This window comes from Providencia sp. PROV003 (assembly GCF_045040775.1).
Lineage (GTDB): Bacteria > Pseudomonadota > Gammaproteobacteria > Enterobacterales > Enterobacteriaceae > Providencia > Providencia huashanensis.
In genome coordinates, this window is sequence record NZ_CP096369.1 from 1,929,331 (window position 1) to 1,953,966 (window position 24,636).

Below are 24,636 nucleotides of genomic sequence, written 5' to 3' on the forward strand. Positions count from 1 at the left end.
ATTACCTAATGAGTTATTGCTTAAATTTTTTATAACTAATAGTGTTTAACTGTTTTTATATTAATTTTAACCTGTATTCAATAGGGATGGGTATTTAATGATTGTAATAAATGATGCGCAAAAAAAAATAGGAAAAGAACTAATTAAAAGTAATGATATTAATTTAATTACGTCTAATTTTATCGAGTTTACTCAAAGAAATGTCATTAATACTGATAGCATAACACATTTTGAGCAGCCATTTACAGAAGGTCGAATACAATTCATTAAGGTTGCGGATGGCGCTTATAGTATGGAATATGCCAGTGGTTCTGACGTACTTAGGGATGGAGAAAGTATTGAAAGTTATTTTTTAGGGTGTAACAGAATAAACGATAATAATAAGCGACCTATTTATATAGATATCCCTAAAAATGCAAAAGAAATAAAGTTTTTATTTACAGGAACGCTTTCAGGTCACTCAATAATAGTAACTGACTTAAATTCAGAGAGTTATCGGGTTTATCAAGATAGGCGAACTAATAGTTCTATCCTCTATGATAATGTCGTTATGGCTATTGACTATAATGACTATAGAGTAGAAGGGAGTCACGGAGGAATTGCCGCAGCATATATGCAATATATTAACGGTAAATGGCAACTTTTATTACAAAAGCAAAAATATAAAATAGAGGGCAATATTGCTATCCCTATTTTTCGAGATGAAAACAAACCATTAGATAGCTATCATGCAAGTGTTAATTTTCTATCATACAAAAAGCGAAAATTTATAGAATATAGGGGTAGGTTACACAAGAGAATATTGAATTTAGCAAAGCTATATAATGTTCCTACAAATGATATAAATAAAGGTAATTTTGAATTTGACGATTTTTCATTAGATAACTTAGCATCTAATCCTTGGGTGGTAATAATAAACAATATAAGCAATAAAATTAAGTCGGACTCAATCTTACTTAAACAGCTTTTAAAAAAATGGGAATCTGAATTAAAACATTTAGAATCATTAAGTCTTAACAAGGTAAAAGAAAGAAATAGAATTAATGTTTTAAAAACAAAAACAGCCAAAAATAGAATGTATTTATTATTTATAACAGAACAATATGAATCGCTTCTTTTAGAAACTAGGGATGCGGAGCGGAGTTGGCTATGGTATCAAGTCAAAGAAAAAAAAGGGATGGATTGGGTTATTGAACGTAAGTCAATTAAACGACGAAATATCGAGTCTGATCTTTTAATTACAAACCGTTATCATAACTTGGTTTATATCCACAAAAACTCAGCTAATATAAAATTCAAAATAGATTTTAATAATGGGATGCAAAAATTTAGTGAGATTAGCATAGCTTTAGTTAGGGATGATATGACATCTCTACAAATGAAAGAAATATATGTAAATCAAAATTTAACTGCATTAAATAGAGGGGCGTTATATAAAAAAATAGAAGAGTCTGAGCATAAAGAATATATCGATAATATATTAAATAAAACGGAAAAAATTAGCGAGCTTTTTTATTTAAATGGTAGTATAACAAATCGCCTTGCACCACAAGATTTCTATTTGATGCTAGCTGATGATACATCTAATGGGCGGTGTTATCCATTAGTTAGAGCCATGTCAGTTGCATTATCAAACCGAGGAACAAAGGGCGCTAATTTATTAATTGATAGGTTATTTTTTGCTTCAGCAACCCCCAACGAAACGGATTCTGTTTTGTTTAAATCAGCATTAGCTAAATTACATTCTAATATTAGTGCAGTAGAGGCTTCAATTCCCCATGGATATATGGACTTAAATGACATAAAAAATTTATTAACTTTAAAAGAAAAAAACATGATGTTTGCAGTAAATACAAGAACACATTCCATGTTGATTGGTAAAACAGTTACGGATGGTTATACACTATATTATTTTTATGACCCTAACTTTGGGTTATTCTCTTTTGATAAAAGTAAATCTCTTTTTTCTGCGGTAAATAAGTTTATGATAGATAACCAAATGGCGAAGTATTATTCTGCCTTTGGTACAGATAGTACGCCTACTTTTTCAGTGCTGACAATTGTCAATGATGATATGGCATTAGTTCCTGTTGGTAATTATTTAAATGTTGACAATTTAAGTGATGTAGAGTCTCTCAGTACAGCTTCAGAGCGCCAACAATCGGTTGTTCAACTAATTGAACGACAGGATATAGTCGAAGTAGATATTCAGTTAAAAACATCACTTACTATTTTAGATGCACAGCAGTGGGGGAAATCACTAAGTAAATCGATAGAAAAAATATCATCTGAACATCGGTTAGGGAAAAGTTGGCTTCCTTTATTTTCAAATATCGAGGAAATTGAAGATAACCACTATCGGATTCAATTCATTAATAAAGATGATCCACAATCAACCTATTGGGCTGAAACAACAGACAGCTCGTTAATGGCATTTAAAAATTACTATGAAAAAAATATGCTGGCATTTGAGCAATATTATTATATTAATGAAAATAAAGTGGTTCCAAAAGGGGGGGATATCAATACAGTACCTATTGAAGGCTTAAATGCGGGAATAGCAATACAATCTATAATTCAATGGGCTGAAAATAGAACGAAAAAGTTGAGTGAAGATAACGAGAACTCCTCTAATTTATCATTAGCACTTAAATTGCATAGCTATGTTAACTATACGATGACGGCTCATGGGACAATGACCGATGCAGTGAAAATAACGGAATTAGTTAAAACAGTATTAATCGAAGAATCCGATACATCGGCGATGGTAATTAGTGATTTTTCTTTTTCTTTAGCTAATGTAGCAAATGAAGGTGTAGGGCTAATTTTTAATGGTGCAGTTGTTGGCTTTGATATTTATGAACTAGAACATGCAGAAAATGAATCTCAAAAAGTGGTGTTTGGTACTCAATTATCTTTTGATTCAGTAGGGCTAATTGCAGGGGCTGGTAGTGCGGGGGCAGGTTTTTTAGGTGCAGCGAGTACCTCGATGGCTTTGGGAGATGCGAGTGTTATATTCGCAGGGCTTGGCATTGGGTTTGCGGGGCTAGCACGTAATTTTGCTATTATAGGTGATAATGCAAAAGCAGTTGGTCGTTATTTTTATGCTCTTGATCAAGCTTATAAAGGTAATGGATATGATTATTTAAGTGACAAAAAAGCGTTAGTGCCTCGTTTTGGTGCGGTATTTAGAAAAATTGATTTAAGGTCGAAGCAAATTGAGTTTGATAGCCAATATATTTATCGAACCAGTTCAGTATCAGCCGGTGGTGGAAGGCGAAATTATATTTTTTGGGGTGGCAATTTCCCTACAATGGTAATTGATAAAGATAAGGCGATTAATATTCGTGATGGGATAGGCTATCAAAATAAGGTACATAAATTAGAGACCGAAAATGTAGAAGCGCTAATTTTGCCAGTCATACCTAAGTCGTATATTAAATATAATTATAACTTATGGCCAGGAGCAACAATGCGCCATGATTGCGGTTTTGATGTGATTAGGCGCCTAGAAAATGAAGATAACTTTGATTATGATTTTTATATATTCCCGAGTGAGAATACAATTACACAAATTTACCATGAATATGTTGATACATCAATTGAAGTTAGGTTAGATAAACAATATAGGTATTTATTTGTTCCAAAATTAGCCAAGGAATGGCATGGATATATAAAATATGAAATCCAAGGTGGTGGGGGTGAATATCAAATAAGCATACAAGAAGGCGTTAAAATTAAGTTAATGGATGATGATGGGAAGGCATCTCGTTGGGTGATAAATACAGAGCAACTGAATAACCCAAGCATTAAGGTTCTGGAAAATGGCCTGAATATCGGTGGTGTTGAAATAGAAATTTCATCTTATTTAAATAAAGATAATATTTTTGTATTAGATAAAAATAATGAGTTGAGCAAAGTAAATTTTGAAGCATTAACAGTGAGTGTTGTCAGTGAAGATGCGAGTCAATGGGTAAATAGTCAGCAAACGCTTGTTAGTCATCTTAGGCAATTATCTCATGAAAATAAATTATATGAAAAATATATAGTTATAGAAAATTATAAACACAATGAGATAAACGTCGGGCGTGCTTTTTTTGAAATGGATAAAGAACGATTTATATTCATTAATTCAGAAAAATATAAAAATAATAATATGGTTCTTGGAACGGCACTTGACGAAGTGGCATATTTTTATGTATTAAAAAGTAATGTAATGTTGGGGGTTGATATTAGCTCCGGAGATATTCTGTCTGAGTATAAAATGACCTATCCGGAAACTGCTTCAATTGAAATTATTGATATATGGCAAGAGGATGAAAGTATTTATATTTCATGTGAAATAATGGTAAAAGGTAATTTAGTTAAAACTACTCACTTATTTTATAATAATAAAATACAATTGTTGAGTATTACCATTGATGTGATATCACAAGAAAATCCCTCTGAATTATTTGATAAGATATCATCAAATAAAACGGTGTCTTTTTTAGCTGAACATATGGTAGGTATTACAGACAATGGTCGGGTATCAAACTCTACTACTTCTGAATTAGCAAAAGTAGTTATGATATCAGAAGAAAGTGAAGGTAAGGTATCACAGCGTTATTGGTATTTTATAGAAAATGATAAAATAATAATTCCTAATTATAATTCTATAAGAGAAAGAGGTGGTTTATCATTAAATCCGACTAAAGAAGATACATCTCTACTTTCTAATTTATTTTTAGTGGGGGGCTTGTTAGATGAAAAAGGAAATGAAGTATTTTATTTTTATAATGATAAGAATAAAATAATCTATCGCCAAGAAAGTTTTGAAAAACAAAATTTAAACTCAACGTCATCAGTCATGGAGAGTATTGAGATACCTGATTTAAAAAATGTTATTTTTTGGAAAAAAAGTATTTTAGCCATAGATGTTTATGGAATAGTCTATCAAATAAATGCAGATGGGAAATCACATCAAGTCGCACTTAATACTTTTTGGTTTGAGCAGCACCCTTTTTGGTGGGATAGTTTGAATGAATTATTCAGTGACTTGCCTATACTGACATTATTCGGTATTAAATCGTCAAATGGTAAGGATACGGTACCTGCATGGTATGTAGATAACAAAGTTGTTATCGCCCAAGAATTGTTAACAGGAAACACACTAAAATTATTAGGTAGAAATAAGGACGACTCCGGTGTACTTATTTTTGATACAGTTAGTCGTAAAATTTACATACAAAAGTACGCAACTCCTGAGCAGTTAAGAGACTCGTTTGGTTCCGGTTACCAAATTAAGGAGGTTTCTAGCTTGCCTTCTATTATTGAATTACATCCTAATACTAAGTTTAAAAGTGTCAAAAGAGTCAATTCAGGGGTGCTTCTTTTTACAGAAAATGATGAAATACTTTATCATGATGTAATTTTAAATGGTGAGGATAAACCTAGCCCTGTGGGGACATCATTAATTATCCAAGCAAAAAAAGAGAATGGAATACTTATTCCTCCAGTCATTTCTAATGTTAAAAATTTAGTATTGAGCGGAGGTGAGGGACTAGGTAGGTATGTATTAATCAGATCTGTTTGGCGGCACTATAAGGTAATTGTTATTGATAATTACGCAAATGACTCTTTAATAGATACAATCTCTTTGCCTGTTGATGATTTAGATTCTTTACTAGTAAATCAGTACAATGATGATCTGCTTTTAACTGACCCCAGTACGGGGACAATATTAATGTTACGCCAAGTTTTCGGAGAACAATCTCAAACTCATAAACATTTACAGATAAACTGTATTAATAAGTTTGCTTCGTACAACGTGGATGAACTGATTCAGAAAGCATCATTTGAAAGTCGATTGAGTACTGAAGTTAGTTTAAGAAAAAAGCTTGAGAGTGCCCCTTATAAAGGGGAGTTTAGTGATCTTAGTATATCTAGGTTAACTGAAGTGATGGCGCCTTTTAGCAGTGAGAAATCATTTTTAACCAGTGACGCAAAAAATCAACATCTTCAAAAACATACATCTGAACAGGTTTTTTCTTTATTTAATGAAAAACAGTAATTGTTAATTATGGATTAAAATACAGCCAGTGTTGTTAGGCTGGCTGACATAAGATGCTAAGCTTAGCGAGGCTTGTTTCTATCGGGGACTTAGGACAGCATATCTAAGCTACTTTAATCGATAAAGTCGATTATTTATTGTCATTACAATGAAAAAATAGCTAAATTACACAACATAGATCGCAATTTTGGAGTATCCACATTTTCATCCTAATAAATTAACTCTATATTTCACTTCTCGTAAATAAATATTAACAATAAAACTCGAAACTGAATTTGCTTCCGAGCTATGGAGTTTACATGGATGCTTCTGAATCTTTAACACCAGCAGTAGGGCCTGGTCCATCAAACAAGCGGGGTTGGATAATCTTAGCGGTTGATATCGTACTATTGCTGTTACTGTTGAAATACTTGCCATTTGATGACAAAGCTAATGCAGGCCTCGCTATGATGGTCTTTATTGGCGTGCTTTGGTTGACCGAAGCTATTCACGTTACAATCACTGCTTTATGTATTCCAATTCTCGCTGTAGTGCTTGGGTTAATGAATACAGGTGATGCGCTGAAATCTTTTGCGAACCCAATTATCTTTTTATTTTTTGGTGGGTTTGCATTAGCAACAGCATTGCACATTCAAGGTCTTGACAGGCTGATTGCTAATCGTTTACTGATGGCAGCTCGCGGTCGCTTGTCTGTTGCTGTTTTATTATTATTTGGCGTTACAGCTTTACTGTCGATGTGGATCAGTAACACTGCAACTGCTGCTATGATGCTACCGTTAGTGTTGGGTATTTTATCTAACCTAGATGTTCGCCATGAACGTAACACTTTTGTATTTGTATTATTGGGTGTTGCGTATAGTGCCAGTATTGGTGGTTTGGGAACCATTGTTGGTAGCCCACCTAATGCGATCGCAGCCGCTGCATTAGGGTTAGATTTCTTATCATGGATGAAATACGGTATTCCTATCATGGTGGTATTACTGCCAATGATGTTTGTATTGATGTATATGATGCTGCGTCCTAATCTTAAACACCGTTTTGAAATTGAATTAGAACACGTGGAATGGAATGGTAAACGCATAACAACAATGGTTATTTTCTTATTAGCTGTTGTATGTTGGATCACCAGTACATTTATCAGTGATGCATTCGGTGGTGTTAAAGACTTAGATACTATTATTGCAGTCAGTGCCGCGATCCTAATTGGTATTTCTGGCGTAGCTAGTTGGGCGCAAATTCAAAAGAATACTGAATGGGGCGTGCTAATGTTATTTGGTGGAGGTTTGACCCTGAGCGCAATTTTAAGCTCTTCAGGTGCGAGCCGCATCATGGCAGATTGGATGCAATTAACATTTGGCCAAAGTCACTGGTTTGTGATTATTATCGCCGTCACAGCCTTTATCATCATTTTAACCGAATTTACCAGTAATACAGCGAGTGCGGCATTATTAGTGCCTATTTTTGCGACAGTTGCTGAGGCATTAGGTATGCCAGTTATTGTATTAACAATGATCATTGGTATTGGTGCATCTTGTGCATTTATGTTACCAGTTGCGACACCACCAAATGCGATTGTGTTCGGTTCTGGCTATATTAGGCAAATCGAAATGGTGCGGGTTGGGGCAGTGTTGAACGTTGCTTGTATCATAGTGATTTCACTGTTTGCATGGTTCGTTTGGATGTAACTTAAGCCCAAATTTGAATTAACACACGGCCTCTTATTCGGAGGCCGTTTTGTTTGTTACTTCGTAAGATTGGTATTACTGGGGTGGCTGAGCGATGAGTATTTGTTGGTTTTTACCTATCTTTATAGCACCTTTATCTGAAAGCATAATATCACCGTCTCCACGTACTGAAAGACTCATTGCACTGATAAGGCCTTTAATATCAATTTTATTTTGTGGGCAAAGGAAGTTATCTTGGCATTGGTACTGATGGCTCTCAAGTGTAATATTTCTCCCAGTTAATTTTGCTTGTTCGTCCAGTTCAAATTGATTTCCTTGGATGTAAGGAATGTCTGTTTTAAACTTTGAGCTATATTTAATGACTGCTTCACTAGGTGACAGTGTACCGATACCGGATGCACTAATATAATTTTGTATAGCTGCATTGATATTGAGAGTGTTTTGTAGTTTTATTTGGTCAGCGAATACATTTATTTTTGACAATAATATAGGGTTACCTTGTTGTTGAGTAATGGTGACAAGGCTATCTGGCTGGGTTGAAAACTTTAGTTGGCTGTAGTCCTCTAATTTTTTTGGTTCAAGTTGGTTATCTTTTTCTTTATTTTTGATATATTGCCTTTCAAACTTTCCTGCTACTAATGACAAACTATTTATATTATTAGTTATGCCATTCTTCCATGAAATACCATTTGGGTTTGCGATAACTAGGTTAGCCCGTTGGCCTTTTATGCCTAAAACTCCTTGTAATTGGCTTTCTTCATTTCCTGTTACTTCAGCAAATATAAGCTTGGCAGCTTTATTATTAAGATTGCTATTGCTGTTTATATCATTGTTAAAAACTAAACCGTCTTCATTGGAAGATAAACTCTCAAAAGTATTGAATGAAATATGGTTTTTAAGTGGAGCTTCAATGTTAATGACTTTTGCTTTATCGATGTTGGGAGGGGTTGAGTTAGAAATAAAAGGTAGAAATAAACTTAGATATGTGGCGGTTTTTACAATTATTAATTTCATATATAACTTCCTTGCTATTATAATGACTCCTGAACAGTGTTGATTATACTTAAAAGTAAGGTTTTTAAAATAACAAAAAAAACACCATTATAATAAAAAATATCAGTTATTTCCCATGGTGACTGTATGGGGTTTATTTGTTTATTTTTGTTTTTTAGTTAAATTATTTAAATTTATAGTGTTAATTAATAAATGATTATTTAATTAATAGATTATTACATCAAAGGAATGATATAAATGTTGAATGATAAATGTAGTTTGCTAGATTTTTTAATTATAAAAAAACATTTTGGGATTAAGCTAATATATGTAGGGAATGTATTAGCGCAGAAAATAATGCAAGTTAGCCCCGAATTAATAGCTCAAGTATTGCGGGATAGATCTTTAAAAACGGGCCTTTTGGGGCGAAGGATACAAACAAAAAATGGTCTTGCAAGCCATGATATTCAGCAATTAGCCACAGACCCATTATCCTTTATTAGGCTGAATGCCATTAGTGGCGATAACATGACAAAAATGGGGAAGCTTCCTCCACACGGCCGTGCTCAATTAGTCAAGCTAGCACCAAACAGTTATGCAGCTGAATATCTGTATGAGCCTTCAAGAATGGACCCTAAATTAGCCGTTGAAGCCTATTTTTTAGGCTATAATGGGGCTAATCAGTCAATTAAAACACCTGCTTATGTTGATATACCTATACAAGCAACTGAAAATAGCTTTTTATTTACAGGGTCTTTGACAGGGTGCTCTGTTATTGTCACAAAGTTAAACGAGACAACATACCGTGTTTATCATGATGGCCGAGTAAACAGTTCAGTATTATATGATAACGTAGTAATGGCATTTGATTTTAAAGATTATCAAATATCTGGCACTGAAGAAGGGCTTGCCGTTGCTTATATGCAGTTTAATCATGGTGGGTGGCAATTATTACTACAACGCCAAGAATATGAAGTCATTAATGGCACTCCTACCCCCATATTGCGTAGAAATAGTGCCTCGATTAGTGCTTTATACCCAAATGAGCGGCTTTCTCATGATGTTTTAGATAAATTTAACCTTCATCGTAATGAAATACATAAAAAATTAAAACAAATTGCAAGTGAATTTGGTATTGATACTGATAATATTTTAGATGGCGTGTATTTTGAAGGGGAGTTTTCATTACAGCATCCTGCTATTACGCCTTGGTTAAATTTACGTGATGAGATAAAAATTCAAATTGCTAAAAATATTAATATACTAAATAATAAAATAGAAGAAATAAATTTAGAATTGACAGCGTTAAATAGAAAAGAAACACATAGTAATGAGGATTCGATTAGAATTGCACAATTTAAAAAATCTATTGAGGAACATAAGATTACACGTGGATACTATAGGCAGAAGTATGGTTCTATTTTGGCAGAAGCATTAGTCGTTGAACGCAATTGGTTATGGTTACAAATAAAAAAACAACATGGGGAATCTTCAATTATTCAAATGGAAGACCCGAGTATCCAGAGTGGAATTAATTTTAAAACCCAGCCAATTGAAAAGCTTTATGAGCTGGTGTTATATAATGACATAGTAAAATATAATGTTAAATTTAATGAGGGTATTGAACAATATGATCAGATAGTTATTGATGGTTTTAATGATGATATGTCATCATTAGAAATGAAAGAGTTATATATTAAGAGTGAATTAAGTATTGAAAAGAGGGGGGCTTTATACCAACATATAATTAGAAAGGAGAAAGCAGAGTTTGAAAGTAATATTTTAAGCTTCACTTTGAAATCTAATTCATTGTTTCGAGACGCGGGGGGGATTGACCAACGAATTGCTCCCCAAGATTTTTACTTGCCTTTAATGGGGGATAATTCGGGGGGGCGTTGTTATCCTTTAGTTAGGACGATGTCTGTTGCATTAAAGTCAGAGGGGATGATAGGTGCAAATAAATTTCTTAATAAAATGTTTTTTGCAGCAGCATCACCTGAAGATAAAAACTCAATTTTATTAAAATTTGCACTGGAGAATCTCCATTTAAATATAGAGGCGGCTCAGGCATCAACAGTTCTTGGTACATTTGAATTAAATAAGGTAAAAGAAATTCTGGTTGATTCTAAAGGATCAAATATGTATGCACTTAATAGTGTTACACACTCGATGCTATTAGGGAAAACGATAATTAATGATGAAACAAATTATTATTTTTATGATCCTAACTTTGGTATTTATGTTTTTGATGATCCTGATAAATTATTTTCTGCTTTGAATAAATTTATGTTTGAAAATAACATGGCTCAGCACTATTCAGTTGTCGGTGGTCAATTTGAAATGGTATCAATTGACACAGAGCAAATGTCTGATGTTCAAATTGGTAGCCGTTTAACTGTTGCCGATTTAGTTCAGTCGGATGATTTAACGGAGTCTATTCACCAAAGCGAGGAGGTAGCAGAGATAATTGCTCGTCAAGACTTAATCGCAAGAGACAAGCAAATACAGGCTTCCTTAGCCATTTTAGAGTCAGAGTGGTTGGGAGAACGCCTTGAATCGGCTCTTTATGAAGTGATTAATAAACATCAATTAGATGAAAAGTGGTTACCCGTTTTTGAAAATGTTGAGAAATTGAGCGATGACCGATACCGCATTCAATTTATTCACCAAGACGTAGAAGCAAAAACACGGTGGATTGAAACAGAAAACGCAACATTTTTTGAATTTAAAGAATATTTTCATAAACAGATAGCAATACTAAAGAAAAATTATTCTTTTAATGGTAAGGAGTTACAAAGAAAAAGTGGTATTGGGGAAGCGGAACATGTAGATGGCCTCAATATAGCAATGGGTATACAAGCAATAATTCAATGGTCTGCAAATCGAAATCGCAAGGCAGCGGCTTCTTCGGAACAGCCATCAAATCTAGAAACAGCATTACGTATTCATACTTACATTAGTTATTCAATGATGGCACATGGGGTGATCAATGATGCTGCTAAAGTAGGGAAAATAGCTTACTCATTGTGGCGAGAAGGAAGCGTAGCGGCTAAAACAATGATGAACAACTTTTCTTTATCGCTAGTACGTATGGCAAATGAAGGGCTTGGTATTCTTTTCCAAGGAGCAATGGTTGTATTTGATATTTATGAGTTAGCTAATGCACAAAATGAAGCACAAAGAGCCGTGTTCGGAACGCAATTGGCTTTTGACTCAGCGTCACTCGGAGCTGGTCTTGTCGGTATAGGTGCCTCTATACTCGGTGCTGAAACCGTCGCAGGTATTACTGGGCCATTATCTGTACCGATTATGGGGGTAGGGGTTGGTTTTACTGCTTTAATCAATATTAATGAACGCCACGCACAAAAAGCAACTGCTGTTGGTCTGGAATTTACGGCTTATCAGCAAAGTTACCAGAGTGCGGCAATAGCTTATGATGATGAAAAAAAACTTTTAATCCCAACTTATGGAGTAGTAATAGAAGAAATTAACTTTCAAAGAGGTTTTTTTAAACTGGGGAGTCAATATATCTACCGTGGTGAAAACATGACATGGACTATTCCGCATTGTTGTATGAGTGATTTTCAGTCAGCGCCACGAGCAGATATTGATAGAAAGAATGCCATTAATATTAGGGAAGCGGTTGGCGTTGTAGATAATCAGGTCAGCTTTGATGGGGGACAGTCTCATATTATTGTGTTGCCCGTCGTTCCGCAATCTTATATTCGTTATAACTACAGTGTTCTTTTCGGGGGAACAGTACGTAATGATAATGGCTTTTCAATATTGCGGAAAATGGAGGAAGACTACCAATTTTATTTTGATTTTCTCTATTGTAGTGCCGAGTACATAATCTCAGAATTAGTGCATGAGTATGTCAATACTAAAATCCAAGTTACGCTTAACACTGAAAATAAACATTTGGTTGTTCCACTAATGCCTGAACCATGGCGAGGTCATATAGAACATGTTGTTAAAGGGAATGGCGGGGAATATCAAATTACAGTTAACCATGGTGCTTCCTTGCGGCTAATGGAAGACTTAAGCAGTGATAAGCTATCCCAATGGATACTTGATACAAGTCTGATTGATGATGGTAAAGAACTTAACGTTTCATTTTATGATGACCATATTAAAATAAATGGGTTTACGATTGGAATTGATGCTACAGCTAAATCAAGCCTGATAAAAGTTATTAATAGTAAGAATGAGCTTAATATAATTAACTTTAGTGCTCAAACAATTGAACCCATTAGTTTAGATGGACACCGATGGAGTGTAAAAGGCCAATCTATTGAACAACACCTTAATGAATTAGCGGATAAACATGAATTACATGGGCAATATGTAGTAGTTAATAGTTATCAGCATAATGGCTTAGATGTTGGGCGTGCTTTTTATGACGTTGCAACAAAACGTATGTTATTTACGAATTCATTATCAGAAGAAAACCAAACAGCAGAATTAATCGGCGTTATTGGTGATGTGGTTTATTTCTATTCGAGAGAAAAAGCGATAGCTTGGCAAGCAAATGTTAAGACCGGCAATATTACCCATAAAATAGAGGCTTCATCAGTTTTAGGTAGTGGAGCAGAAATTGTTCATGCTTCATTAGAATATAATCAATTTAATATTACATTACGTCAAAATTATCTGGGGCAGAAAATAGATAGCACTTATCGAGTGCTTAGAGATAAATTAGAGCTAACAAAGGTATTTAATAATAGAAAGTTAATTAATATGCTTCATAATACCCCGACTATATTATCTCAAGAACAACGTCAAAAACTGTTACAACATGACTACTTAGTTTTTTCTGATGAAGTAATAAACTCTAGTTCAGATTTATACATGCCTATTGAGCCAAATGTTAGGAAAGTCGTCATACTCACAGAACAGGAGCAAAACCACGAAAGGGAACAAGGTTTTACTTATCATCCTGAACATATTGGAAACCCTAGTTCACAGGCCGAAACTTCCGTTGGGAAAATCGTAAAGCTAATAGGGACAGACAAAGGTTTTACTTACCGTTATTGGTTACGAAGTGAGAGTGGGACATTAATTAAGTGTAATTTAGCCAGACCTGATAATTATGATAGCCAGCTAAGTTCACAGTTATTACGGCGATATTCCATAACGGCAGAAAAACAAGTCGAAATTGATTTGCTATTAGCTAAACCAGGTATACCACTAAAAACAATTATGGAAAGTTCTCATTTGGGTATATCACAAGAACACTTAATACGAGCTGAGAATTTATTTAAAATTAGTGGAAAGAAAGCAACCTTAGCCAAGGTTTTGGGGGTAGTTCATGATCTCTATGACTTGAGAAGCGACCAGTGGGTATGGCAATCACCTGAAGATTTAATATTGGTTGGTAGCCTGTTTAATCAAAGTGGACAGGAAGTATTCTTTTTTTATAGTCGAAAAGAAGATGTAGTTTTTTACCAAGAGGGGCTTGGGCAAGATATTATTGAACCAAATAACCCAACGGCTTTACGTTTAAATTTCCGCCAGATAGAGAACGTTATTAACTGGCAGAATAATATTTTAATTATTCAAGATGATGGCACAGTAAAGCAACTTAATGCTGATGGCACTGCTGATACAGTTGCCCTTAATAAAAATTGGTTTAATAAGTCAATTTTTAAGTGGAGTAATTTCAACCAATTTTCAAATGAAAAACACCCTATTGCGTTATTTGGGTTAAAAGGTGCTGATGGGAAACGTATATTACCTGCATGGTATTTAAAAGGTAAAATTATCATATCACCATCATTTTCATCGGAGAGTGAATTACAAATCATGGGGTTTGATGATGCTAAACAGCAGGGCATAATTTTTGATACAAAATCAAAGAAATTATATCAAGTAAAGGCAATTGACTCTGCTCAATTTGACCGCATTTTTGATCAGAATAGGGTTATGATACACCCTGAGAACCTACCTGAATATATGGATTTATACCCAAACATCAGCTTTAAGTCCGTAAAAAAAATAGCTGGTGGTTTAATGCTACAAATAGATAGTGATGAAATTATATATCACCCAATTTTGCAGAATAATAAACAGCTAAGTTCATCGTTAATTATAAAAGGAACAAGGGGCGATGATAATTTAAAGTTAGAGGAATTCAGAAATACATTTGTTTTGATTATTAGCTTAGGTGAAGGCTCAGATACGTATAATTTCGAGAAAGCAGATTGGCAGTATTATAAAGCGATTATTATCAATAATTATTCGGCAGATCGGGTTGTTGATCGGCTAGTTCTCCCCATAGAAGCTCAACTGGGGGATATATATGCTAGTCGCCAAGGGGAGGATTTAATCATTACGGACCCAATAAACAATACATCGTTATGTATATATAAAGCTTATAGCTCACAGGCTGACTCCTACCGTCATCTACAAATTCAAATTGGTGAAACTGAACAATTTATTGATATTAGTATTCTTGCTGAACGTCCTCAGGTTCGTCATGGCTTAATGTATTTATCCGCTTATTTTAATGAGCAGCTAAGAATAAATGACGAAATCGCGCTATTAGGGGGATTTACAACTCAAATGGCTGTGGATGATGGAGTCAATACGTTGCAGAAATTAGCCTTAGGGCAAGGGCAACGTTATTCCGATACATTATTATTCGATACAGTGAATCAACATTAAATAGTGATCAGGTTAAAAAAAAGAGCCACGTAAGTGGCTCTTTTTAAGTCTTATAGGTAATTAATGCGAAGCTGGTGGATGGCTGTGTTCAATATCTTCAGACTTCTTAGAGAAACGGCGACGGATCACCACGAAGAAGACTGGGACAAAGAAAATAGCCAGTGAAGTTGCTGCGAACATACCACCCAGAACACCCGTACCTACTGAGTTCTGAGATGCAGAACCTGCACCATTACTAAATACCAGTGGAATAACACCTAGCATAAATGCCAGTGATGTCATCAGGATTGGTCGTAAACGCATCTTAACTGCGTCAAGTGTTGCCTCGACTAACCCTTTCCCTTCTTTTTCCATTAAGTCTTTGGCGAATTCAACAATCAATATTGCGTTTTTCGCCGAGAGCCCAATGGTTGTTAGTAGACCTACTTTAAAGTAAACGTCGTTATCTAAGCCTCGAACTGAGGTGAAGATTAATGCCCCGATAATACCTAGCGGAACGACTAACATAACAGAGAACGGAACTGACCAACTTTCATACAGTGCTGCCAAGCATAGGAAGACGACTATCAAGGAAATCGCATATAGAGCAGGGGCTTGGTTACCTGCTAAACGTTCTTGATAAGACATCCCCGTCCACTCATAACCAATTCCTTTTGGCAGGTTTTCAGTCGTGAGTTTTTCCATTAGCAGCATAGCATCCCCGGTACTTTTACCTGGGGCAGCCTGACCTTGAATGTTCATTGATGGGACACCGTTATAACGCTCTAAACGTGGTGAACCAAACTTCCAAGGGTCTTGGGATGTGTCCAAAAATGCAGAGAATGGAACCATTTTACCTTGGTTGTTACGAACATACAGGTTACTGATATTTTTTGGCAGCATACGGCTTTCTGCGTCACCTTGTACGTAAACTTTCTTCACACGACCGCGGTCGATAAAGTCATTCACGTAGGCTCCACCGAAGATCGAGCTTAATGTTGCGTTAATATCACTAATCGCAACACCTTGTGCCTGTGCTTTTTGTTGGTCGATATAAATACGGTACTGTGAGGTATCATCCTGACCATTTGGACGGACACCTTGCAGCATTTCTGGGTGCTGAGCTGCTAATCCAAGTAACTGATTACGGGCTTCCATTAATTTTTCATGCCCTAAGTTAGCTTTATCTACAAGCTCGAAGTCGAACCCGTCGGCGGTACCTAACTCAACAATTGCCGGTAGGTTAAATGCGTAGATTAGCGCTTCTTGTTTTTGTGACAGCGCGATATTAGCGCGTTGTACAATCGCATCGACGTGGTTTTCATCACCTTTACGCTCGCTCCAGTTTTTCAGAACGATAAAGGCTAGACCCATATTTTGTCCTTGACCTGCGAAGCTAAAGCCCCCAACGGTAAAGACTGACTCAACGTTTGCTTTTTCTTCGGTAAGGTAGTAGTTGTTAACTTCATCCAATACCGCTTGCGTTTGTTCTTGGGTTGATCCAGGTGGTAATTGGATCATTGACAGGAATACCCCTTGGTCTTCTGCTGGTAAGAAAGAAGACGGCAAACGCACAAACATAAAGGCCATGCCCGCCACTAATATCAGGTAGATGACAAGATAACGGCCTGTACCGTTAAGCATGCGGCTTACACTGTCAGTATAATGGTGAGCTTGCTTTTCAAACATTCGGTTAAACCAACCGAAGAACCCTTTCTGGCTACCGTGACTGCCTTTTTCAATCGGCTTCAACATGGTTGCGCACAGTGCTGGCGTTAAAATCATTGCCACCAGAACTGAGAATACCATTGATGATACAATCGTGATTGAGAACTGACGATAAATAGCCCCCGTAGACCCTCCAAAGAAAGCCATTGGGATAAATACTGCCGAAAGTACCATTGCGATACCGACTAATGCACCTTGGATTTGACCCATTGATTTTTTGGTCGCTTCTTTTGGTGACAAGCCTTCTTCTTGCATTACCCGCTCAACGTTTTCAACAACAACGATGGCATCATCGACCAGAAGACCGATGGCAAGAACCATGGCGAACATCGTCAGGGTATTTATCGAGTATCCGAATGCCGATAAAATAGCAAAAGTACCCAATAATACGACTGGAACGGCAATTGTAGGTATTAAGGTTGCACGAATGTTTTGTAGGAACAAATACATTACCACAACAACTAGCATGATTGCTTCAACCAACGTTTTAACCACTTCGTTAATCGAAATTTTAACGAATGGGGTTGTATCGTATGGATAAACAATTTCTAACCCTTGAGGGAAGAAAGGTTTCATATCTTCAAGAGCTGCGCGCACGTTATTAGAGGTATCTAATGCGTTTGCACCTGTCGCCAACTTAATACCAATACCAGCAGCAGGTTTACCATTAAAACGGGCAATCGTGCTGTAGTTTTCTGCACCTAATTCGACATCAGCAACATCTTTAATGCGTACTTGTGAACCATCTTGGTTTACACGCAGCAAAATATTGCTAAATTCTTCAGCATTATTTAAACGTGTTTGTGCAATGATAGAAACGTTTAAACGCTGGTTAGCAATTGAAGGTGAACCACCGAGTTGCCCTGCTGCTACTTGGTTGTTTTGAACCTTGATAGCATTAATGACATCCGTTGTGGTCATGTTGTATTTAACGAGCTGTTCTGGTTTTAACCAGATACGCATCGCATATTGCGTACCAAATAGTTGCGTTTCACCGACACCATTTACTCGGCTAAGTGGGTCTTTAATATTTGACCCAACATAGTCAGCAATGTCGTATTGCCCCATTGAGCCATCATTAGAAACGAAACCGGCAACCATTAAGAAGGAACTAGTTGATTTATCAACACTAATACCTTGCTGCTGAACCTCTTGTGGCAGCAATGGCATTGCCAGTTGCAATTTATTTTGTACCTGTACTTGCGCTATATCACCATCAGTACCTGCTTCAAACGTTATTGTGATGCTAGCAGAACCTGATGAATCACTGCTCGATGACATATATACCAAGTTATCGATACCGTTCATATTTTGTTCGATAACCTGAGTTACGGTGTTCTGTACAGTCTCAGCATCCGCTCCCGGATAGTTAGCTGAAATAGAAACAGCCGGTGGCGCGATGGTTGGGTACTGTGAAACAGGTAACTGGATAATTGCCAACAGACCAGCAAGCATGGTGATAATTGCAATTACCCACGCAAAAATTGGTCTTTCTATAAAAAACTTAGGCATTAATCAGCCGCTCCCTTATTTAGACTTTTCTTCAGGTTTTGCCTGATTGTCTATGGATTGCGTTTCTAAGTTAGCTTCCTTAGGATTCACAACAATTCCTGGTTTGATTTTTTGTAAGCCGATGACAATGATGCGATCACCTTCTTGTAAGCCATCAGTTATCAGCCATTTATTGCCAATAGCTTGACCAGCTTTAACCGCCCTGACTTCAACTTTATTCTCAGCGTTGACGACCATAACTTGAGAGGTCCCTTGAGCTGTACGGGATAACCCTTGTTGTGGCACCAAAATCGCTTTTTCAATTATGCCATCTTCTAATACTGCACGAACAAACATACCTGGAAGTAACTCTTTGTTCGGATTAGGGAAAACGGCTCTCATTGTGATAGAACCTGTTGTTTCATCAACAGTCACATCAGAGAACTCGAGAACACCTTTTTGTGCATATTCTAGGCCATCATTACTGATTAAGCTTACAGGGGCTTGACCAGATTCTCTTTGGACAGCACCTTTGGCTATCTCATTTTTTAGACGTAAAAAATCATCGCTTGATTGAGTGACGTCTACATAGATAGGGTCCAGTTGCTGAACACGCATTAACTCAGTTGCTTGACCAGTAGAAACTAATGCCCCTTCAGTGACATTCGATTTACCAGTACGACCACTGATTGGCGCAGTTACTTTGGTATAGTTCAGGTTAATACGTGCAGTTTCAACTGCGGCTTCAGCCGCTTTAACAGCAGCAAGAGCTTGTGCATAAGTTGATGTTGCTTGGTCGTATTCCTGACGGCTAATGTAATTAGTGCCTAACAATGGTTTATAACGTTTAACTGTCAATCCTGCTAAATTTGCATTTGCTTGCGCTTTCGCTAATTCAGCTTTTGCACTGTCATAGGTTGCTTGGAATGGTGCAGGGTCAATCTGGTACAAAGATGTGCCAGCTTCGACATCGCTACCTTCTTTATAGTTGCGCTTCAAAATGATGCCACTAACTTGAGGACGAACCTCAGCAATACGAAATGCAGATGTACGGCCTGGTAACTCGGTTTTGAGCGTCAGAGGTTCGGCTTTAAGCGTAACAATTCCTACTTCAGGCGCCGGGCGTTCTCCGCCACCTTGTTGTTCGTCGTTACAACCGGATAAAGCTAAGCCACCTGAAAGAACCAACAGAGCCAGAGGTAACACCCCTCTGTTTTTTCGCATAAGTTAACCTCAATTAATCAATATGAGTTCAAAACAAAAATAAGAAAAATGGTAAACAATATGATTTATCACTGTGCTATAGTACAAACATACACGATTGTATGTAAATCAGCTTTCGATAGAAACGGGTCACAATGGCACGAAAAACTAAACAACAGGCTGAAGAAACTCGTCAGGAAATATTAGATGCTGCTATCAAAACATTCTCTGAACGAGGCGTTTCTGCCACATCATTAGCCGATATTGCAAAAGCCGCCGGGGTTACCCGTGGGGCGATATATTGGCATTTCAAAAATAAAGTTGATCTTTTTTATCAAGCCTGTGAGTTTGGTGATAACCAAATTGTACAAGCTGAAGAATATTATCGTTCTAAATATACCAATGATCCACTTTCAATACTAAGAGAATTGTTAGTTTTTATTTTAACTGATTTCATTGAAAGCCCTAAAAACCGCGCTCTGATGGAAATATTTTTTTTGAAGTGCGAATTAGTCGGTGAAATGGCGGCGCTAGTTGATTTTAAACGGGCTAATTATGTTGCTAGCCAATGTCGAATTGTTGAAAACTTACACTCGTGTATTGCGGCAGGGCAATTACCGGCAGACCTAAATGTCGACTGCGCTGCTATTATGATCCGTTCTTTGATGTCAGGTTTATTGGAAAACTGGCTACTCCAGACAGAAAACTTCAATATAAATCAACACACCATTACATTGGTTGATACACTATTAGAGACTTTAAAAAGTAATGCCGCAATACGGCTTAAACCAATTCAAACTGAATAATTGGAGTGTAAAATGTCATCTATCCTGATTATTGCCAATGGCGCACCTTACGGCAGTGAAACATTATTTAACTCATTGCGTTTGGCGATCACCTTAAAAGAGCAAAATTCACAGTTGGATTTAAAAGTTTTCTTAATGTCAGATGCAGTGGCTGCGGGCTTGGCTGCGCAAAAACCCAAAGAAGGTTATAATCTTCAACAGATGTTAGAAATTTTAACCGCACAAAATGTTCCCGTGAAATTGTGTAAAACATGTACGGATGCACGAGGAATTAGCGAACTTGCTTTAGCGGACGGTGTTGAAGTTGGGACGCTTGTTGAACTCGCCAGTTGGACATTAAGTGCTGAGAAAGTATTAACGTTCTAGTCTGGGGTCGTGCAATATTTACCTAGTGTGCTGATAGTTCTTTATCAGCACTTTGTGTAATAAAACAATATGTGAAAGCTTATTATGAGTATATAGGGATGTTGTTATGATGAAACAACAACGGAATTGGCTACATTTAATTAGCATAATCTCATTATTTGCCACAGTGCTTTTTTCCTATCCTGTTAACGCATTAACCACGAGTCATTTACCGAGTAAAAATGAGATTAAAAGTGCACTCGATGCATTGAATAAAAAAAGTGCCTTGAATGAAGATGATAAATTAGCGTTAGCGGATTTAGAAAAAACATCTGATTTTTATGAGGAACTGAGTAAATTAGAACAACGAACTGAAGAACTACAAGAAAAACTCAACAATACCAGTGAAGATTCGAGAAAAGCGGTTCAAGGTTTACAGCAAATAAAAAAAGAAAATAAACAACTTGCAGCAAACTTCGCTGAACAAATTCAAAAAAGCACACTTTCCCAATTAGAAGCATTGAAATCATCTTACCTAGAAAACCTTCAAGTTGAACACAGTGACCTCGCTACCTACAGTAGTCAATTGATAGGGTTACAAACTCAACCTGAACGAGCCCAAGCGCTGATGCTAGAAAATGCGAAGCGTTTGCAAGATATTCGTAATGAATTAAATAATACACAAGACGATGTGGTGAGCTTAAGGCCAACCCAAATCAATATGCTACTGGTAGAACAATATCTATTACAGCAGCAAAATGAGTATCAAAAACGCATTCTACAAAGCAATACCCAATTGCAAGATGTATTGCAAAAACAACGCGATTATACCGCGGCTTATATTGAACAGCTCGAAGTCTACATTCAACAGATCCAAGCTGAAATTAGCCACCGGCGGCTTAATGATTCCCAATCGACGGTACGTGAAGCATTGAGTACCTCTGAAACAGATATTAACGTTCAACAAAACCCGATTATTCAAAAAGAAATTGCGATTAATAATACATTAAGTGATCGGCTTATTGCGGTGACAGAAGACAGTAATAAATTAGTACAAAATGGTATACGAGTTAAAACGTGGCTTGAAAGAGCGACACAATCAGAGCGAAACTTAAAAGAACAGATCAATGTATTACGAGGTAGTTTGTTGTTATCTCGAATTTTATTTCAACAACAAATTGATTTACCCGCTAATATTTTAACTAAAAACTTACCTACGACAATTGCTGATTTGCGCCTTGAACAATTTGATATTAATCAGCAGCGTGATGAACTATACCAACCCAGTGATTACATCACTAAATTAGAACAGCAATTAGAGGTTAAAACGGGGGATGACCCAGAAGCGTCAACCTTATTATCAGAGGAAGACAAAGCGGTTTTAATAAAACTGTTGGAAGTTCGCCGAGGGTTGTTAGATGAGCTGAATCAACAACTCGGAGGGCAAATTTCACAAGCAATTAATTTAGAGTTAGATCAAAACCAATTATTGAGTGTTGTGAGTTCTCTTGAAAACATATTGGCACAGCAAATATTTTGGGTGAACAGTAATAAACCGATTGATTTAGAATGGCTGAAAGCCTTTCCCGAAGCGGCGACTGCACAATTCGACAATGTTGATTTATCCATTTCAAGCCGTAGCATTATGAAGGGCGTCAGTAACTCTTTGCTGGTGGTTATTCCGTTAGTGTTAGTCGCGCTAATTTTTATTTGGTTTAACCGTAAGATTAATCGACGATTACAGGATATCGACCAGCACCTTTCAAGTTTACGTAGTGACAGCGTATTAAGTACACCATTTGCCTTATTATTAACGTTAATGCAGACCTTGCCAGTATCATTGTTTTTATTAGCTATTGGTTATTGGTTTTTGAAAACAGGTAATGCTCAAGGGCCCTTTGTTTGGAAATTTTGTCAGCAATTAGCCATCTTCTGGGTGTTATTTGAGCTAACTTATCGGGTACTTAAACCCCAAGGTATCGCGCAAAAACACTTTGCTATCGAAAAAGAGAAAATAACACTTGCTCGACGTGGTCTGTTCAGATTATCTATCCCTTTGTTACCGCTTATTTTCTTTTCGACTTACGGAATTAGCAATCCATTAAAAGTGTCAGAAGATGTGATTGGTCAGCTAGTAGTGTTAATTTCCTTAGTGCTACTGTGTATTTTTACCACTCCATTTTGTAAGCGGGTTTGGCAAGAAAGGGGCAGTCATTTAACTCGGAGTATTGTTGTGGCACTACTGACATTTTCACCATTGATTTTAGTGGGGTTGATGATGGCGGGGTACTACTACACCACATTACGTTTGACGAATCGTTGGATAGACAGCTTATATTTATTGTTGCTGTGGCATATCACTTATAATGCCTGCTTGAGGGGGTTGACATTAGTCGCTCGAAAGCTTGCGTATCAACGAGCTATTGAACGACGTGCGATGTCTAAGCAAGAAGAGACAGAAAATGAGCCAATTAAAGAACCCCCTATGGCCATTGATTTAATTAGCCAACAGTCGTTGCGCTTAATGACAATGGTCTTATTTATTATCTTTGCACTAGCGTTCTATGCTATTTGGTCTGACTTTATTACGATTTTTTCCTTCTTAGACAGCGTGAATTTGTGGGGCTACACGGCGACTTCGGCGGAAGGTGGCAATATTTTACAATACGTGACGCTTGCCAATTTAATTTTAGCGTTAGTGATTATTGTTGTGTCATGGGTGATGACGCATAACTTACCTGGGTTATTGGAAGTTCTGGTATTATCTCGTTTGAAGTTGCGTCAGGGCTCAACCTACGCCATTAAAGCCATATTAACTTACAGTATTATTGGTATAGGAGCGATTGCTTCGCTGGGGATGATTGGCGTAACTTGGAATAAATTACAGTGGTTAGCCGCTGCTTTAACTGTTGGCTTAGGGTTTGGTTTACAAGAAATTTTTGCTAACTTTGTTTCTGGGATCATCTTATTATTTGAAAGGCCAATTCGTATTGGTGATACGGTGACGATCGGCGAATATTCAGGGACGGTGAGTAAGATCCGCATCCGAGCGACTACCATTGTTGATTTTGATCGTAAAGAGGTCATTATTCCCAATAAGGCTTTTGTGACTGAAAGGTTGATCAACTGGTCGCTTTCAGACACCGTCACACGGGTAACGATAGCAATTGGTGTTGCTTATGGGTCAGATCTCGACAAAGTTAAGCAAGTTTTATTATCTGCGGCGACCAGTAACAGCAAAGTAATGACAGAACCTGCGCCTAATGTTTATTTTACTAGTTTTGGCGCGAGTACTTTAGATCACGAATTGCGTTTTTACGTACGCCAAATTGGTGATCGGTCTGTAACGAATGATGAAATAAACCGAGCGATAGACAAACTATGTAGAGAAAATGATATTGATATTGCCTTCAACCAACTAGAAGTTCATTTGCATAATAGCCAAGGGGATGAAGTGCAAGAAGTCAAGCGTACATTAAAAGACGGTGATGGCAACTTAGCTAATTAGCGGTCTTTCGTGCAGGTGGCTTGGGCCGCCTGCATTTGCTTCGAAATATAGTCATTTCTAACAATATCAAGGGCTTTTAGTACGATATCTGTGTCTATTTCTGAGGTTTCTAATAAATAAATCAAATCAACGGCAAGCTGTATTTCTAGCGGTGCATCTTTAAGCGAAGACATGGCAATT

General features: G+C 36.7%; 10 protein-coding genes. 6 read left to right on the forward strand and 4 right to left on the reverse strand.

Features of this window, described 5'->3' with window-relative positions:
• The first annotated feature begins 97 nt into the window (after window positions 1–97).
• The gene (locus tag M1F14_RS08800; protein WP_181468700.1) at window positions 98–6,052 is read left to right on the forward strand and encodes a TcdA/TcdB pore-forming domain-containing protein; all 5,955 of its coding nucleotides are present in this window, start codon (window positions 98–100) and stop codon (window positions 6,050–6,052) included.
• Between the two features lie 299 nt (window positions 6,053–6,351).
• Entirely contained in the window at window positions 6,352–7,737 is a 1,386-nt protein-coding gene (locus M1F14_RS08805; protein ID WP_042848171.1) for a DASS family sodium-coupled anion symporter, read from the forward strand.
• 75 nt (window positions 7,738–7,812) lie between these two features.
• Here M1F14_RS08805 and M1F14_RS08810 read toward each other — a convergent pair whose 3' ends face one another.
• Window positions 7,813–8,751 (reverse strand): filamentous hemagglutinin N-terminal domain-containing protein, encoded by a 939-nt coding sequence (locus M1F14_RS08810; RefSeq protein ID WP_042848169.1) that lies wholly within the window; start codon window positions 8,749–8,751, stop codon window positions 7,813–7,815.
• Between the two features lie 237 nt (window positions 8,752–8,988).
• Here M1F14_RS08810 and M1F14_RS08815 point away from each other — a divergent pair, with 237 nt between their 5' ends.
• Window positions 8,989–15,396, forward strand: a complete 6,408-nt coding sequence (locus M1F14_RS08815) for a TcdA/TcdB pore-forming domain-containing protein (RefSeq protein WP_181468699.1) — start codon at window positions 8,989–8,991, stop codon at window positions 15,394–15,396.
• Between the two features lie 60 nt (window positions 15,397–15,456).
• On the opposite strand, the gene M1F14_RS08820 is transcribed toward M1F14_RS08815, so the two are convergent.
• Window positions 15,457–18,615 (reverse strand): efflux RND transporter permease subunit, encoded by a 3,159-nt coding sequence (locus tag M1F14_RS08820; RefSeq protein ID WP_042848167.1) that lies wholly within the window; start codon window positions 18,613–18,615, stop codon window positions 15,457–15,459.
• Window positions 18,616–18,630: 15 nt separating this feature from the next.
• A complete protein-coding gene (locus M1F14_RS08825) occupies window positions 18,631–19,818 on the reverse strand; it encodes an efflux RND transporter periplasmic adaptor subunit (protein ID WP_048608073.1) in 1,188 nt (395 codons plus the stop codon).
• A gap of 134 nt (window positions 19,819–19,952) precedes the next feature.
• Here M1F14_RS08825 and acrR point away from each other — a divergent pair, with 134 nt between their 5' ends.
• From acrR to mscK, 3 genes are all read left to right on the forward strand, one after another.
• Window positions 19,953–20,603 (forward strand): multidrug efflux transporter transcriptional repressor AcrR, encoded by a 651-nt coding sequence (gene acrR, locus M1F14_RS08830; protein WP_042848164.1) that lies wholly within the window; start codon window positions 19,953–19,955, stop codon window positions 20,601–20,603.
• 12 nt (window positions 20,604–20,615) lie between these two features.
• Entirely contained in the window at window positions 20,616–20,969 is a 354-nt protein-coding gene (locus tag M1F14_RS08835; protein WP_042848163.1) for a DsrE/DsrF/TusD sulfur relay family protein, read from the forward strand.
• Between the two features lie 106 nt (window positions 20,970–21,075).
• The gene (gene mscK, locus M1F14_RS08840; RefSeq protein ID WP_048608072.1) at window positions 21,076–24,456 is read left to right on the forward strand and encodes a mechanosensitive channel MscK; all 3,381 of its coding nucleotides are present in this window, start codon (window positions 21,076–21,078) and stop codon (window positions 24,454–24,456) included.
• On the opposite strand, the gene M1F14_RS08845 is transcribed toward mscK, so the two are convergent.
• A complete protein-coding gene (locus M1F14_RS08845; RefSeq protein ID WP_042848160.1) occupies window positions 24,453–24,629 on the reverse strand; it encodes a DUF2496 domain-containing protein in 177 nt (58 codons plus the stop codon). The genes mscK and M1F14_RS08845 overlap by 4 nt on opposite strands.
• Window positions 24,630–24,636 lie beyond the last annotated feature (7 nt).

Coding starts and splice junctions, on each gene's coding strand:
- M1F14_RS08800 (WP_181468700.1), top strand. CDS start 98: ATGATTGTAATAAATGATGCGCAAAAAAAAATAGGAAAAGAACTAATT.
- M1F14_RS08805 (WP_042848171.1), top strand. CDS start 6,352: ATGGATGCTTCTGAATCTTTAACACCAGCAGTAGGGCCTGGTCCATCA.
- M1F14_RS08810 (WP_042848169.1), bottom strand. CDS start 8,751: ATGAAATTAATAATTGTAAAAACCGCCACATATCTAAGTTTATTTCTA.
- M1F14_RS08815 (WP_181468699.1), top strand. CDS start 8,989: ATGTTGAATGATAAATGTAGTTTGCTAGATTTTTTAATTATAAAAAAA.
- M1F14_RS08820 (WP_042848167.1), bottom strand. CDS start 18,615: ATGCCTAAGTTTTTTATAGAAAGACCAATTTTTGCGTGGGTAATTGCA.
- M1F14_RS08825 (WP_048608073.1), bottom strand. CDS start 19,818: ATGCGAAAAAACAGAGGGGTGTTACCTCTGGCTCTGTTGGTTCTTTCA.
- acrR (WP_042848164.1), top strand. CDS start 19,953: ATGGCACGAAAAACTAAACAACAGGCTGAAGAAACTCGTCAGGAAATA.
- M1F14_RS08835 (WP_042848163.1), top strand. CDS start 20,616: ATGTCATCTATCCTGATTATTGCCAATGGCGCACCTTACGGCAGTGAA.
- mscK (WP_048608072.1), top strand. CDS start 21,076: ATGATGAAACAACAACGGAATTGGCTACATTTAATTAGCATAATCTCA.
- M1F14_RS08845 (WP_042848160.1), bottom strand. CDS start 24,629: ATGTCTTCGCTTAAAGATGCACCGCTAGAAATACAGCTTGCCGTTGAT.